The 14321-nt window shown below is 72.6% G+C and carries 12 protein-coding genes and 1 riboswitch; of the genes, 6 read left to right on the top strand and 6 right to left on the bottom strand.

Annotated elements, in window-relative coordinates; translation table 11 throughout:
* Positions 1 to 4 precede the first annotated feature (4 nt).
* Positions 5 to 1357 (bottom strand): threonine synthase, encoded by a 1353-nt coding sequence (thrC, locus tag AC069K_RS12610; protein ID WP_365100346.1) that lies wholly within the window; start codon positions 1355 to 1357, stop codon positions 5 to 7.
* Positions 1351 to 1478: riboswitch (SAM riboswitch) on the bottom strand. (Overlaps the previous gene by 7 nt.)
* A 188-nt stretch (positions 1479 to 1666) precedes the next feature.
* Here thrC and AC069K_RS12605 point away from each other — a divergent pair.
* Positions 1667 to 2614: a glucosyl-3-phosphoglycerate synthase gene (locus tag AC069K_RS12605; RefSeq protein WP_365100348.1), complete on the top strand. Its 948-nt coding sequence runs from the start codon at positions 1667 to 1669 to the stop codon at positions 2612 to 2614.
* A gap of 76 nt (positions 2615 to 2690) precedes the next feature.
* A complete protein-coding gene (locus AC069K_RS12600; protein WP_478615101.1) occupies positions 2691 to 4076 on the top strand; it encodes an alpha,alpha-trehalose-phosphate synthase (UDP-forming) in 1386 nt (461 codons plus the stop codon).
* Between the two features lie 174 nt (positions 4077 to 4250).
* Here the strand turns inward: AC069K_RS12600 and otsB are convergent, their stop codons facing one another.
* The 3 genes from otsB to AC069K_RS12585 all read right to left on the bottom strand — a co-directional run bounded on the left by otsB (position 4251) and on the right by AC069K_RS12585 (position 6836).
* The gene (gene otsB / locus AC069K_RS12595; protein WP_365100352.1) at positions 4251 to 5093 is read right to left on the bottom strand and encodes a trehalose-phosphatase; all 843 of its coding nucleotides are present in this window, start codon (positions 5091 to 5093) and stop codon (positions 4251 to 4253) included.
* Between the two features lie 60 nt (positions 5094 to 5153).
* Positions 5154 to 5405, bottom strand: coding sequence for a DUF3263 domain-containing protein (locus tag AC069K_RS12590; protein ID WP_365100353.1), 252 nt, complete (start codon positions 5403 to 5405; stop codon positions 5154 to 5156).
* A gap of 162 nt (positions 5406 to 5567) precedes the next feature.
* Positions 5568 to 6836, bottom strand: coding sequence for an extracellular solute-binding protein (locus tag AC069K_RS12585; protein WP_478615097.1), 1269 nt, complete (start codon positions 6834 to 6836; stop codon positions 5568 to 5570).
* Positions 6837 to 7092: 256 nt separating this feature from the next.
* On the opposite strand from AC069K_RS12585, the gene AC069K_RS12580 reads away from it, so the two are divergent.
* The 3 genes from AC069K_RS12580 (at position 7093) to AC069K_RS12570 (ending at position 10274) form a co-directional block, all read left to right on the top strand.
* Entirely contained in the window at positions 7093 to 8076 is a 984-nt protein-coding gene (locus AC069K_RS12580; RefSeq protein WP_365100355.1) for an ROK family protein, read from the top strand.
* A complete protein-coding gene (gene nagA / locus AC069K_RS12575; RefSeq protein ID WP_478615094.1) occupies positions 8076 to 9221 on the top strand; it encodes an N-acetylglucosamine-6-phosphate deacetylase in 1146 nt (381 codons plus the stop codon). Before AC069K_RS12580 ends, nagA begins: the two co-directional genes overlap by 1 nt.
* Positions 9222 to 9353: 132 nt before the next feature.
* Entirely contained in the window at positions 9354 to 10274 is a 921-nt protein-coding gene (locus AC069K_RS12570) for a 1-phosphofructokinase family hexose kinase (protein WP_478615091.1), read from the top strand.
* A gap of 99 nt (positions 10275 to 10373) precedes the next feature.
* On the opposite strand, the gene AC069K_RS12565 is transcribed toward AC069K_RS12570, so the two are convergent.
* Together AC069K_RS12565 and cdgB are read right to left on the bottom strand one after the other, a co-directional pair.
* Positions 10374 to 11381: a carbohydrate-binding protein gene (locus tag AC069K_RS12565; RefSeq protein ID WP_478615088.1), complete on the bottom strand. Its 1008-nt coding sequence runs from the start codon at positions 11379 to 11381 to the stop codon at positions 10374 to 10376.
* A 107-nt stretch (positions 11382 to 11488) separates the two neighbouring features.
* Entirely contained in the window at positions 11489 to 13156 is a 1668-nt protein-coding gene (cdgB, locus tag AC069K_RS12560; RefSeq protein ID WP_358831537.1) for a diguanylate cyclase CdgB, read from the bottom strand.
* A 497-nt stretch (positions 13157 to 13653) separates the two neighbouring features.
* On the opposite strand from cdgB, the gene AC069K_RS12555 reads away from it, so the two are divergent.
* Positions 13654 to 14127 carry a flavin reductase family protein gene (locus AC069K_RS12555; RefSeq protein WP_478615256.1) on the top strand — a complete coding sequence of 158 codons (474 nt, stop codon included), beginning with the start codon at positions 13654 to 13656 and terminating at the stop codon, positions 14125 to 14127.
* The last annotated feature ends 194 nt before the right edge of the window (positions 14128 to 14321 follow it).

Genomic DNA, 14321 nt, shown 5'->3' with positions numbered 1-14321 from the left:
TGGGTCAGCCGGCCAGGCCGGCGTCGCGGAACGCGTCCAGGCTCGGGCGGATGGTCGCGGTCGGGCCGGTGGTCGGCGCCACCGCGTCCAGGGTCTTGAGGCCGTCACCCGTGTTGAGGACGACAGTAGTCAGGGACGGGTCGAGAAGCCCCTCCTCGATGAGCTTGCGGGTGACACCGACCGTCACGCCGCCCGCCGTCTCGGCGAAGATGCCCTCGGTCCGGGCCAGCAGCTTGATCGCGTCCACGATCTGCCCGTCGTTCACGTCCTCCACCGCGCCCCCGGTGCGCCGGGCGATGTCCAGGACGTAGGGGCCGTCCGCCGGGTTGCCGATGGCGAGGGACTTGGCGATGGTGTCCGGCTTCTGCGGGCGGACCACGTCGTGGCCCGCCTTGAAGGCGGTCGACACCGGCGAGCAGCCCTCGGCCTGGGCGCCGAAGATCTTGTACGGCCGGTCCTCGACGAGCCCCAGCTTCACCAGCTCCTGGAGCCCCTTGTCGATCTTCGTGAGCTGGGAGCCGGAGGCGATCGGGACGACGAGCTGGTCGGGCAGCCGCCAGCCGAGCTGCTCGCAGATCTCGTACGCCAGCGTCTTGGAGCCCTCGCCGTAGTACGGGCGCAGGTTCACGTTGACGAAGCCCCAGCCCTCGCCGAGCGGGTCGCCGATGAGCTCCGAGCAGAAGCGGTTGACGTCGTCGTAGTTGCCCTCGATGCCGACCAGCTCGCCGCCGTACACCGCGGCCATGACGACCTTGCCCTGCTCCAGGTCGTGCGGGATGAAGACGCAGGAGCGCAGACCCGCCCGGGCCGCGGCGGCGCCGACCGCGCCCGCGAGGTTGCCGGTGGAGGAGCAGGAGAGCGTGGTGAAGCCGAAGGCGCGGGCGGCCTCGACGGCGATGGCGACGACGCGGTCCTTGAAGGAGTGCGTCGGGTTGCCGGAGTCGTCCTTGACGTAGAGACCGCCGGTGACGCCCAGCTCACGGGCGAGGTTGTCGGCCTTGACGAGCTTGGTGAATCCCGGATTCAGGTTGGGCTTTTCCGCCACATTGGCCGGAACGGGCAGCAGGGGCGCATAGCGCCAGATGTTGTCCGGGCCCGCTTCGATCCGCTTGCGGAGCGCCTCGGGGTCACCTGTCGGAAGGTCGTACGCGACTTCGAGCGGCCCGAAACACAGGGCGCAGGCGAAGACGGGGCCGAGGTCGAACCGCTCGCCGCATTCCCGGCAGGAAAGCGCGACGGCGGGACCGAGATCCACGGAGGTGGCGGCGTCTGCGGTGGTGGCGTCCGCGGTGGCGACAGGGGTGGCAGCTACGTCGGCGGTGTGCACAGCCATGATGGCGAGGCCCTTTCTCCTCATCTTCCCCATGGCGCATTTCGCCATGAGACGGAATTGGCACCTTCCCCACCGTGACCTCGCGGTCGGCAGGAGGGTTGCCGGGACTTCAACGGGCCGTTCCCTCAGTCCCTCTGGATGAGCGCTGTGGCACCGGGTCCAGGACCCGGGCGTTTGTCCGCGCGACGACCCCGACATGCGAGCGCCGTCCGCGTTGTTCAAGACTGTAACCGAAGGCCCGGACGGTTGAGATAGTCGTCCGAACCGCGAGATGGATCACAGGCGGCACCCGCGCCGTCCCGCGCGCCGTCACTCACAGAGGGGTCACCGATCGTGCTGGAAGAGGTGGAACGCTGGCTGAGCAGGCGTTCCTGGTCGGCGGCCGACCGCCCGCTGGACGCGATCACGGCGGCCAAGCGCCGCACCGGCACCACGGTCAGCGTGGTCCTGCCCGCGCTGGACGAGGAGGCCACGGTCGGGCAGATCGTCACCGCGATCCGCCGCGAGCTGATGACCGCCGCCGTGCCGCTCGTCGACGAGCTGGTGGTGGTCGACTCCGGCTCCACCGACCGCACGGCCGAGGTCGCGGCCGCCGCGGGCGCCCGCGTGGTCCACCGGGACGCGATCCTGCCCCGGATACCGGCGCTGCCCGGCAAGGGCGAGGTCCTGTGGCGCTCCCTGCTGGTCACCACGGGTGACATCGTCTGCTTCATCGACGCGGATCTGAAGGAGTTCGACCCCGGCTTCGTCTCCGGCATCGTCGGCCCGCTCCTGACCGACCCGGACGTGCACCTCGTCAAGGCGATGTACGACCGCCCGTTCGGAGACTCCCCAGGTCAGGGCGGTCGCGTCACCGAACTGGTGGCCCGCCCGCTGCTCAATCTGCACTGGCCGCAGCTGGCCGGGTTCGTCCAGCCGCTGGGCGGCGAGTACGCGGCCCGGCGCTCCCTGCTGGAGCGGCTGCCCTTCCCCGTCGGTTACGGAGTGGAGCTGGGGCTGCTCGTCGACGCGCTGCACACCGTGGGTCTCGACGCGCTGGCCCAGGTCGACGTGGGCGTGCGCAGACACCGCCACCAGGACGGGCAGGCGCTCGGCCGGATGGCAGCGGCGATCTACCGCACGGCCCAACTGCGCCTGTCCCGGGCCCACTTGGTCCGTCCGTCGCTGACGCAGTTCGAACGGGCCGAGGAGGGCTTCGTCCCGCGCACCTACGCGGTGGACACCGAGGAACGCCCGCCGATGCGCGAGATCTCGGAGTACGCGGTGCACCGCGCGGCGTGAGCGGGCGCGGCCGCCGGGGGGTCCGTGACACGGTTCGCACGTTTGAGGCATTCCGCTTCGGGCTAGGTTCGTCTCCATGGTCCCCGCGCGTGCTGCCCAGATCCTCGTCGCGTCCAACCGCGGCCCGGTCTCGTACACCCTCGACCCCGACGGAACACTCACACCCCGCCGCGGCGGCGGCGGCCTGGTCTCGGGTCTCTCCGCCATCGGCGCCGAGGCGGACACCCTGTGGGTGTGCTCCGCGCTCGGCGACGGCGACCGGGAGGCGGTGCGGCGCGGGGTGGGCGAGCCGGGCGTGCGGATGCTGGACATCGACGCGGCCGTCCACACCGACGCCTACAACGGCATCGCCAACTCGGTGCTGTGGTTCGTCCACCACATGCTCTACCAGACACCGCTGGAGCCCGCCTTCGACGCGGAGTTCCGGCGCCAGTGGGGTGCGTACGAGGCGTACAACCGGGCCTTCGCGCAGGCGCTGGCGGACGAGGCGGCGGACGGGGCGGCCGTGGTCGTCCAGGACTACCACCTGGCGCTGGTCCCCGGCATGCTCCGCGAACTCCGCCCCGACCTGCGCATCGGCCACTTCTCGCACACCCCGTGGGCGCCGCCCGAGTACTTCCGGATGCTCCCGGACGACGTGGCCGCCCAGCTCCTGAAGGGGATGCTCGGCGCGGACCGGCTCGGCTTCCTCACCCACCGCTGGGCGGACGCGTTCACCCGCTGCTGCGAGGACGTCGTCGGCGGTACGGGCACCACCCGGATCGGGGTGCACGGACTCGGCGCGGACGCGGAGTTCCTGCGGCGCCGCGCGCACGAGAGCGACGTCGAGGAGCGGATGGCCGCGCTGCGCGAGGAGATCGGCGCGGGCCGCCGCGCGATCGTGCGGGTCGACCGCACGGAGCTGTCGAAGAACATCGTGCGCGGGATGCTGGCGTACCGGCAGCTCCTCGACGAGCGCCCCGAGTGGCACGGGCGGGTCGTGCACGTCGCCTTCGCCTATCCGTCGCGCCAGGACCTGGCGGTGTACCGGGAGTACACCGAGGAGGTGTCCCGGGTGGCCGCCGCCATCAACTCCGCGTACGGGACGGACGACTGGACCCCGGTGGTCCTCCATGTGAAGGACGACTTCGCCCGCTCACTGGCGGCGTACCGGCTCGCCGACGTGGCCCTGGTCAACCCGATCCGGGACGGCATGAACCTGGTCGCCAAGGAGGTGCCGGTGGTCTCGGACTCCGGGTGCGCGCTGGTGCTGTCGCGGGAGGCGGGGGCGTACGAGGAGCTGGGCGAGGACGCGGTGGTGGTGAACCCGTACGACGTGTCGGGGACGGCGGCCGCGCTGCACGAGGCGCTGTCCATGGGACCGGAGGAACGGACCGCCCGCACGAAGCGGCTGGCCGCCGCGGCGACCGCGTTGCCGCCGCAGCGGTGGTTCTTGGAGCAGCTGGAGGAGCTGCGGCGCTGATTTCGTCCGCGGACCGTGCTGGGTTGCTCGCGCAGTTCCCCGCGCCCCTGGGCAGTCAGGGGCGCGGGCCTGTGCTGACGTGCGGCTCCGCCGCGTGGGCGCGGCCGGCCGGCCGCGGTCCGCAGACGGCCGATGTCCGCCGGAGGCTTCCGGGAAGGGGTGGGGTGGGGGCTCCTACAGGCACTCACCCAGCGCCGAGAGGAACTCCACCACCGACCCCGGCCCCGGCACCCGCACATCCGCCCGCTCCGCGAGCTCCGGCACCTCCCCCGCCCCACTGCACACCAGCAGCCCCGGCACCCCGTCCGAGCGCAGCTTCTCGACCGCCCCGAACGCGGGCAGGTCACCGAGGTCGTCCCCCGCGTACACCACGGACCCCGCGCCCACCTCGCGCAGGTACTCCGCCAGCGCCACCCCCTTGTCCATCCCCGGGGGCCGCAGCTCCAGGACCAGCCGGCCGGGCTCCAGGATCAGGCCGTGCCGGGCGGCGAGGGCGGCGAGCGGGTCGTGCAGGGCGGCGTACGCGGCCTGGGGGTCGGAGGCGCGCCGGGTGTGGACCGCGACCGCCTGCCCCTTCTCCTCGATCCAGGTGCCCCGCCAGGCCCCGTGCGCGTCCAGGACGCCCGGCAGCTCGGCCCGGGCGGCGGTGACGCCGGGGTGCGGCGCGGGCGCGTGGACCGTCCCGGTCACCGCGTCCCAGCGCTCGGCCCCGTAGTGGCCCAGCACCACCAGGTGCTCCAGACCGGGGACGCCCGCGAAGCCGCCGTACCGTACGGCCACTCCCGCGGGGCGGCCGGTGATCACGGCGACCGAGGCGACCTTCGGGGCGAGCGCGGCGAGCGCGGGCACCGCGCCGGGGTGCGCCCGGGCCTGTTCGGGGTCGGCGACGATCTCGGCGAGCGTGCCGTCGAAGTCGAGTGCGATCACGGCCCGCTCGGGCGCGGCCAGGATCGCGGCCAGCGCCTCGCGCCCGGCGGACGTGGCAGGGGTCGGCAAAGGATGCGTGTGGCTGCCCATGCCACGACCCTAACGGCGCGGCCCGGATCACAGCCATGCCGGGGTGGGGGAAAGCGCCGGTCAGCCCCGGCGTTCGCGCTGCGCCTCGCGTACCCGGCGCAGCCGGTTCACCGTGACCGGGTCGTGGGCGAGCGCCCGCTCGTCGTCGAGCAGGGCGTTGAGGAGCTGGTAGTAGTGCGTCGGCGAGATCCCCAGCCGCTCGCGCACGGCCCGCTCCTTGGCGCCGGGCCCGGCCCAGGAACGCCGCTCGATGGCCAGCACGGCCAGCGCCCGCTCCCCGAGCCCGCGCCCGCCCTCGTCGTGGTCAGTCATACGTCCCAACGTAGCGCCGCCGGGCAACCGGTCCGGGCCCGGTCCACCCCCGGACCTTTCGGGGGCGCGGGGAACGGCGCGAGCGACCCACCACTCACCCGCAGACAAAGCCCGGAAGCCCGGAAGCCCGGAAGCCCGGAAGTCCGGGCAGCCCGGGCGGCCCTACTCCGCGTTCTCGGCCTCCGTGGCGACCTTCGCGATGCCCTCCAGCACCGACCGGGGATCCCCCTCCGGGGACACCGCCCCGCCGATCCGCTTCTTGATCGTCTCGCTGACCTTCGGCCAGGAGGTCTTGCCGACCGGCGGCAGCTCGGAGGTGGGCAGCGCGGCCAGGAACTCGTTCAGCTCCGGGTGCTTGCCGTCGTTCTGCATGGTCTGCGACGCCGTACGGGTCGCGGGCAGCAGGTCGTACTTGTCGGCGAAGGCCAGCACGTTCTGGTCGTTGAACGCGAAGTCGAGGAACTTGCCGATCTCCTCGCGGTGGCCGTTCTGCTTGAAGCCCATGATCCAGTCGGCCACGCCCATCGAGGCCTTGGCCTTGCCCTCCACGCCCGGCAGTTCGACCTTGCCGAACTTCACGCCCTTCTTCCTGGCCTGCTCCATGAGCGAGGGGTGGCCGTTGAGCATGCCGACCTCGCCCTTGGCGAACGCGTCGAAGGCCGCCTGCCGGTTGAGCTTCGCCGGGGCGACGGGCCCGGTGAGGCCCTCCTCGACCAGGTTCTTCTTCAGCCAGTTGAAGGTCCTGATGTTCTCGGGCGAGTCGATGTCGTAGCCGGAGATCTGGTTGACGTAACCGCCACCGCCGCTCAGCATCCACATCATCGTCTCGGCCTGGGCCTCCTCGCTGCCCAGCGGCAGCGCGAACGGGGTCTTCACGCCCTTGGCCTTCAGCGCCTTCGCGTCGGACGCCAGCTGCGCCCAGGTCTGCGGCGGCTTGATGTGCGCCTTGTCGAAGAGCGTCTGGTTGTAGAAGAGCAGCCGCGTGGAGGCGACGAACGGGATGCCGTACTGGACGCGCTTCATCTCGCCCGCGTCCGCCAGCGGCGCCAGGAAGTTCGCCTGGACGGGGATGGAGAGCAGCTGGTCGACGGAGTAGAGCTTGCCGCCGGCGGCGTAGTCGGAGTACGCGCCGATCTGCGCGATGTCGGGGGCCTTGCCCGCCTTCACCATCTCGGCGACCTTGGCGTCGACGACGTCCCACGACAGGACGGAGACCTCGACCTTGATGCGGGGGTTGTTCTTCTCGAACGCGCCGACCACGTCGTGCCAGTACGCCTTGGTGCTGTTGCCGCCCGCGATGTCGTAGTCGGCGGCGACCAGCTTGAGGGTGACACCGCCGGAGCCGCTGTCGCTGCCGCAGCCGGTGAGGCCCGCCGCCGCCATGCCGAGTGCGGCCACCGCCGCCGTCAGACCGAAGAAGCGCCGCTGCACGTGCTCTGTCCCACCCTCGTTGTTCGCCAGTCGGTCCCCCGTGAACGTCCTGTTCGCAACGTCCTGTCTACATGAGCTGCGATCTTCCCTCGCAGCCGGGGCTGAGGTCTACACCAGTTGGATATCACTTCCGCAACTTCTCCCCCTGATGCCCCACCCGTACGGCCGTATTCCGGGCGGCACTTGGGAAAACGCTTACCCCGCCACGCGGTGAGTGGACTAGACCTTTCATGGGTGAACGCGCGAGACTGTCCCCGTGAGACACGTCATCGCCCTGGATGTGGGCGGCACCGGGATGAAAGCCGCCCTCATCGGGGCGGACGGCGGCCTGCTGTACGAGGCGCGCAGGCCCACCGGCCGCGAGCGCGGCCCCGAGGCCGTCGTGGCGGGCATCCTCGACTTCGCCGCCGAGCTGCGTTCGTACGGCCAGGAGCACCTCGGCGAGAGCGCCCGGGCGGCCGGCGTCGCCGTGCCCGGCATCGTCGACGCCGAGAACGGCGTCGCCGTCTACGCCGCCAACCTCGGCTGGCGCGACGTCCCCATGCGGGCGCTGCTGAGCGAGCGGCTCGACGGCCTGCCCGTCGCCCTCGGCCACGACGTGCGCACCGGCGGCCTCGCCGAGGGCCGCATCGGCGCGGGCAGGGGCGCCGACCGCTTCCTCTTCGTCCCGCTCGGCACCGGCATCGCCGGGGCCATCGGCATCGACGGCCGCATCGAGCCCGGCGCCCACGGCTACGCCGGCGAGATCGGCCACATCGTGGTGCGCCCCGGCGGCATCCCCTGCGGCTGCGGCCAGCGCGGCTGCCTGGAGCGCCTCGCCTCCGCCTCCGCCGTCACCCAGGCGTGGGCCGAGGCCAGCGGCGACCCGGACGCGGACGCGGCCGACTGCGCCAAGGCCGTCGCCTCCGGCGACCCGGCGGCGGTGGCCGTCTGGCACGAGGCCGTCGCCGCCCTCGCGGACGGCCTCGTCACCGCGCTCACCCTGCTCGACCCCCGCACCCTGATCATCGGTGGCGGACTCGCCGAGGCCGGGGAAACCTTGTTCGTACCGCTGCGGGCGGCCGTCGAGGAGCGCGTCACGTTCCAGAAGATGCCCGCGATCGTCCCGGCGGCCCTCGGCGACACGGCGGGCTGCCTGGGCGCGGGCCTGCTCGCCTGGGACCTGCTCGCCGCCACCGGCACCGCACCCGGCACCGGGACCCCTCCCGGCGCCCCCCACTCCACGGAGGTAACCGCCTGATGGCCGCAGTCAAGGTCCTCTCCGGCGCCCGCGTCGTGCTGCCGACCGGTGTCGTCGAGAACGGACGCGTGATCGTCGAGGGCGCGCGGATCGCGGGAAGCGCGCCCGGGAGCGCCGAGCGCGTCGACCTCAGCGGCCACTGGGTCGTCCCCGGCTTCGTCGACATGCACGTCCACGGCGGCGGCGGCGCCTCCTTCACCAACGGCACGGTCGAGGACGTCCTGAAGGGCATCCACACCCACCGCCTGCACGGCACCACCACGATGGTCGCCTCCACCGTCACCGGCGAGATGGACTTCCTGGCCCAGCGGGCCGGGCTGCTCTCCGAACTGGTCGAGCAGGGCGACCTCGCGGGCATCCACTTCGAGGGCCCCTTCATCTCGCCGTGCCGCAAGGGCGCCCACAGCGAGGACCTGCTGCGCCACCCCGACCCGGCCGAGGTCCGCAAGCTGATGGACGCGGCCCGGGGCACCGCCAGGATGTTCACCCTCGCCACCGAGCTGCCCGGCGGCCTGGACTCCGTACGGCTGCTCGCCGAGCACGGGGTGATCGCCGCCATCGGCCACACCGACGCCACCTACGAGCAGACCGTCGAGGCGATCGACGCGGGCGCCACCGTCGCCACCCACCTCTACAACGCGATGCCCGCGCTCGGCCACCGCGCGCCCGGCCCGATCGCCGCCCTCCTGGAGGACGAGCGGATCACCGTCGAGCTGATCAACGACGGCACGCACCTGCACCCCGCCTCGCTCGAACTGGCCTTCCACCACAAGGGCGCCGACCGGGTCGCCTTCATCACCGACGCCATGGACGCGGCCGGGTTCGGCGACGGGCTCTACCACCTCGGGCCGCTGGAGGTCGAGGTCAAGGAGGGCGTCGCCCGGCTCGTCGAGGGCGGCTCCATCGCGGGCTCGACCCTCACCCTGGACCGCGCGTTCCGGCGCGCGGTGAGCGTCGACGGCCTCTCCGTGGAGGACGCGGTCCGCGCGCTCTGCGCCAACCCGGCGCGGCTGCTCGGCGTGTACGACAGGGTCGGCTCGCTGGAGCCGGGCAAGGACGCGGACCTGGTGGTCCTGGACGAGGCGTTCACGCTGAAGGGCGTGATGCGCCGGGGCGAGTGGATCGTGGCGCCCCCGCTGGGCTGAACCCCTCCGGACACGGGGGGGGGTGGCCGGAACCGGGCCCGTGGGGTCCGGGCCGGGCTCCGGGCACGGCGGTGGCCGGAACCGGGCCCGTGGGGTCTGGGCCGGCCCCCGTCCGTTTGGCATGATCACCCCGTGATCCTGACCGTCACGCCGAACACGGCACTCGACCTGACCTACCGGGTCCCCGAGCTCGTCCCGCACACCGCCCACCGGGTGGAGGAGGTGACCGAGCGCCCCGGCGGCAAGGGCCTCAACGTGGCCCGTGTCCTGGCCGCGCTCGGCCACGAATGCGTCGTCACGGGCTTCGCGGGCGGTCGCACCGGCGCGGTCCTGCGCGAACTGCTCGCCCCGCTCGCCCCCGTCGACGCGCTGGTCCCCATCGCCGGGACCACCCGCCGCACGATCGCGGTCGTGGACGCGGCCACCGGCGACACCACGCAGCTCAACGAGCCGGGACCGCAGGTCACGGCCGAGGAGTGGGAGGCGTTCCTGGCGGCGTACGAGCCGCTGCTGCGGGAGGCGGACGCGGTGGCCCTCTGCGGCAGCCTGCCGCCCGGCGTCCCCGTCGGCGCCTACGCCGACCTGGTACGCCGGGCCCGCGCGGCGGGCGTCCCCGTCCTGCTGGACACCAGCGGCGAACCCCTGCGGCGCGGCCTCGCCGCCCGCCCCGACCTGATCAAGCCCAACGCGGACGAACTGGCCCGGGTCACCGGCTCCCGCGAGCCCCTGCGCGCGGCCCGCGACGCCCGCCGCCGGGGCGCGCACAGCGTGGTCGCCTCCCTCGGCCCCGAGGGCCTGGTCGCGGTCACCCCCGAGGGCACCTGGCAGGCGGCCCCGCCGTCCCCGGTCCGGGGCAACCCCACGGGCGCGGGCGACTCGGCGGTGGCGGCCCTGCTGTCGTCCCTGGTGGAGGGCCTGCCGTGGCCGGACCGCCTGGCGAGGGCGGTGGCCCTGTCGACGGCGACGGTACTGGCGCCGGTGGCGGGGGAGTACGACGCCGGGGCGTACGAGGACCTGCTCCCCGAGGTACGGGTGAGCGCCCTGCCGGACTGAGCGGGCCGCCCGCGTGCCTCAGTGGCTGGTCGCGCCATGCGGTCCGCGCCGAACAGACCTGCCGACTGCTACCGCTTCCCGTACTGCTGGCTACTGCTTCTAGTACTGCTTCTTGGTCTTGCTGATCTCGACCCAGTCGAACACCGCGTCGCACTGGTTCCCCTGCTCACAGGAGAACTTGATGGTGTTCTGGCCCTTCTTGAGGTTGACCTGCGTCCACGTGTACTGCCAGTTGTTCTCCAGCTTCGGGTCGGTGGACCCCCTGAAGTTCTTCAGGCCTATCGGCTGGGCGTTCGGCTTGCCGTTGACCGTCACGGTCGCGTTGGCGTCCTTCGCCGGGATGGCGAACCGCACGTACAGGTAGTAGCCCCCGGACGACGGCAGATCGGCCTGCCAGGTCAGCGAGGCGCCGATCTGGTTGAAGCCGCTGACGTACGCCCCGTCCGTGCCCTGCGCGCCCTTGACGTCCTTGGCCAGCACCGCGCCCCCGCCCAGCTTCAGCGTCGCCGCGTCCTGCTTGGGGAGCTCCTGGGCCGGGGCGGACGGCGAGTCCGAGGGCTTGTTCGACGGCTGCTGCGGGGCGCCCGTGGAGGTGCCGCCGCCCGTGGGCGAGTTCGCGCCGTCGTCCTTCTTGCCGTCGTCGTTGGTGGCCAGCGCCACACCGATACCGATGACGACCGCCGCGACCACCGCGACCGCGCCGATCAGCAGACCCTTGGTGTTGGGGCCGCGGCTGCCGCGCCCGCCGCCGCCCGCCGCCGGGGGCGCGGGACGGCTGGGACCGCCGGCGCCCCCGCCATAGGTCTCGGGCGCCGCGTACTGGGCGGTGGGCTGGCCGTACTGCTGGCGGCCCTGCTGCTGGGGGGGCTGGCCGTACTGCTGGTTGTACTGCTGCTGCGGGACCTGCCCGTACTGGCGCTCGCCGACCGTGCGCACCTGGTTGTACGAGGTGCGGGGCACGCCGGGCTGCTGCGGTGCCGTCGGGTTGGGGTAGCCGTAGCCGCCCGAGCGGGGCGGGGTGGCGCCGGAGGCCTGTCCGTCCTCGTACAGATAGCCGAACGGATCGTCGTCCTCGGGCGTGCTCGCGCCGTTGTTGCCGGGCGTCATCCGGGGTCACTCCTCACTGTTCGCCAGCCGTCGCCGACCGGCCGAGCCTACCCCGAACGGCCGACACCATGGCCGCGACCTCGGTCTCACGCCCGTCGCGCGGGAGGCTAACCGGCGCGCCGGTGCACCTTCGCGCGCGACCGCTTCTCGATGTACATCCGCTGGTCGGCGGAGCGCAGGACCTCCTCGACGGACATCCCGCAGCTGGCCCAGCCGATCCCGAAACTCGCCCCGACGCGGACCGCCCGCCCGTCCACCCTGATGGGCGGGATGATCGCGTTGCGGAGCCGGACTGCGAGGTCGGCGGCGTCGGCCGCGCCCAGGCCGTCGGCGAGGACGACGAACTCGTCACCGCCGAGCCGGGCGACGGTGTCGCCGTCGCGCACGCCGGTCGTGAGCCGGCGCGCGACCTCGATGAGGACGGCGTCGCCGGTGTTGTGGCCGAACCGGTCGTTGATCGACTTGAAGCCGTCGAGGTCGCAGAAGAGGACGGCGAGCCCCTTGGTGCCGTCGTCCACGTCCCCCTCGGGGGCGACCATGTGCACGTGGTGGTCGAAGGGACCCGCGCCGGGCACCGGGTCGAAGTCGAAGCCGGGGTCGCAGACCGCGTGCCCCGGGGTCTCGCCCCGCCCGTCGTGCACCTGCCCGTACGCCGCGTCCAGCGCCTCCACGGCGGTGGCGCCCACCGCGTACGGGCGCTGGCAGAGCCGGGCGGAGAGGCGGGCGCGCAGCTCCGCGCTGTTGGGCAGGCCGGTGAGCGAGTCGTGCGAGGCGCGGTGGGCGAGCTGGAGCTCGTGCCGCTTGCGCTCCTCTATGTCCTCGACGTGGGTGAGCAGGAAACGGGGGCCGTCGGCGGTATCGGCGACGACGGAATTGCGCAGCGACACCCAGACGTAGGAGCCGTCGCGCCGCCCGAGCCGCAGCTCGGCGCGGCCGCCCTCGGCCGAGGTGCGCAGCAGGAGCCCTATGTCCTCGGGGTGGACGAGGTCGGCGAAGGAGTAGCGCCGCATGACGGCGGCGGGCCTGCCGAGCAGCCGGCAGAGCGCGTCGTTGGTGCGCAGCAGGCGTCCGTGCTGGTCACCGCCCATCTCGGCGATGGCCATACCGGACGGCGCGTACTCGAAGGCCTGCCGGAAGCTCTCCTCGCTGGCCCGGAGCGCCTGTTGCTCCCGCTCCAGGCGTACCAGCGCGCGCTGCATGTTTGCGCGAAGCCGGGCGTTGCTGATCGCAATGGCGGACTGGGAGGCGTACATCTGGAGCGCTTCGCGCCCCCAGGCGCCCGGGCGCCGTCCGTTGCGCGGCTTGTCGACGGAGATGACCCCCAGCAGCTCGCGCCCGCCCCCCGAGGCGTACATCGGCGCGTAGAGGCGGTCCTGGGGGTGCCACTCGTCCTCGAAGCGCGGCTCGGGGCCTTCGGTGTACCACTGCGGGACGTCGTCCTCCAGGAGCACCCAGCCCTCGGTGTGCGGGATGAACCGCAGGTCGCCCCAGCCCTCGCCCATGGTGAGCCGGCGCTCCCAGGAGGCGCGGCTGCCGACGCGTCCGGTGATCAGGGCCTCGGCGGCGGCGTTCCCGGCGAAGGCGGCGACGACGAGGTCACCGTCGGGGCGTACGAGGTTGACGCAGGCCAGCTCGTATCCGAGCCCGGCGATGACGCCGTCGGCGACGGTCTGCAGCGTGTCCGCCAGGCTGCGGGCCGTGTTCAGGTCGGTGACCACCTGATGCAGCTGCCGCAGAGTCGCAAGACGGACGTACGGCTCCGACTCGGTCTCCATTGCTCGCTCTCCCCGAGACCTCGACAGCAACTCCAGGATCCTGATTCGGCGCGTTTCTTCTCCGGCTTCCGGCCCGGCTTCCGACTACCCCGTGGGCGCTTTTCGTGCAACGTCCCCGTCACTGAATCACAGCGAGCTGCCCACTCGGTACACAGGGTCAACAATTACTGCACTCTGTGACTCAAGTCACACGGGGTGATGACGGGCGCCCCGCCTGGGGTGGGAGCGCTCCGCGGAATTAAGGAATGCAAACAGGCGTTAATGCCGGTTTTTGGGGCGGGGTGGGGGTGGTGCGGGGGTCGTGGTTTGCAGTACGGCGGCCTCCCTGCGCTCCCTGGTCCTAGGACCTCTCTGGTCCCAGGGCCCGATGTGCGGCGTTGACGCCGGAGACTAGCGTTCTGTACGTGTTGCAGACAGACGTTCTCCGAGCTCTCCCGTCCCTGCCGTCGCAGACCCCCCATGCTGAGGGGGTGAGCAATGACGAATTCCGTGCCGCGATGTCCCGGCTGGCCGGCGGGGTGGTGCTGGTGACCGCCCACGACGAGGACGCGGGCCCGCGCGGCGAGGACGTCGGCATGACGGCCACGGCGTTCCTGTCCGTCTCCATCGACCCCCCGCTGATCCTGGTGAGCGTACGCAACGGCTCCCGCATGGACGACCTGCTCGCCGAGCAGCCCCTCTGGGCGGTCTCGGTCCTCTCGGAGAGCCAGCGCCACATCGCGGGCCGCTTCGCGATGAAGGGCCGCATCAGCGACCGCCTGCTCTTCGACGACATCGCCTACAAGAGGGGCGAGCTGAGCGGGGCGCCTTTGGTGGGGGGTGCGCTGTCGACGCTGGAGTGCCGGACGGAACAGCGGGTGGAGGCCGGCGATCACACGCTGGTGATCGCCCGGGTGCTGGGGGTGGAGTTGCCCAGTGCGGAGGGGGGGCCGCTGACGTACTTCCGGGGGCGGTACCGCCAACTGGGCTGAGCGCCCTCCCGGGCGGGGTCCTTGCCTGCGGGCCGGTGGAGGGTTGCTCGCGCAGTTCCCCGCGCCCCTGAACGGCCGGGACTTCGCCTGCCGGCCGGTGGCGGGCTGCTCGCGCAGTTCCCCGCGCCCCTGAACGGGCCGGGACTTCGCCTGCCGGCCGGTGGTGGGTTGCTCGCGCAGTTCCCCGCGCCTCT

The sequence above is a fragment of the Streptomyces sp. NPDC043908 genome (genome assembly GCF_056435525.1).
Note: the sequence above shows the minus strand (reverse complement) of the source record. Positions and strands in the feature narration are given on the sequence as shown.

Excerpts from the sequence above, each read along its gene's own strand:
- thrC (WP_365100346.1), bottom strand. The coding sequence starts at position 1,357 with ATGAGGAGAAAGGGCCTCGCCATCATGGCTGTGCACACCGCCGACGTA.
- AC069K_RS12600 (WP_478615101.1), top strand. The coding sequence starts at position 2,691 with ATGGTCCCCGCGCGTGCTGCCCAGATCCTCGTCGCGTCCAACCGCGGC.
- otsB (WP_365100352.1), bottom strand. The coding sequence starts at position 5,093 with ATGGGCAGCCACACGCATCCTTTGCCGACCCCTGCCACGTCCGCCGGG.
- AC069K_RS12590 (WP_365100353.1), bottom strand. The coding sequence starts at position 5,405 with ATGACTGACCACGACGAGGGCGGGCGCGGGCTCGGGGAGCGGGCGCTG.
- nagA (WP_478615094.1), top strand. The coding sequence starts at position 8,076 with ATGGCCGCAGTCAAGGTCCTCTCCGGCGCCCGCGTCGTGCTGCCGACC.
- AC069K_RS12565 (WP_478615088.1), bottom strand. The coding sequence starts at position 11,381 with ATGACGCCCGGCAACAACGGCGCGAGCACGCCCGAGGACGACGATCCG.
- cdgB (WP_358831537.1), bottom strand. The coding sequence starts at position 13,156 with ATGGAGACCGAGTCGGAGCCGTACGTCCGTCTTGCGACTCTGCGGCAG.
- AC069K_RS12555 (WP_478615256.1), top strand. The coding sequence starts at position 13,654 with ATGTCCCGGCTGGCCGGCGGGGTGGTGCTGGTGACCGCCCACGACGAG.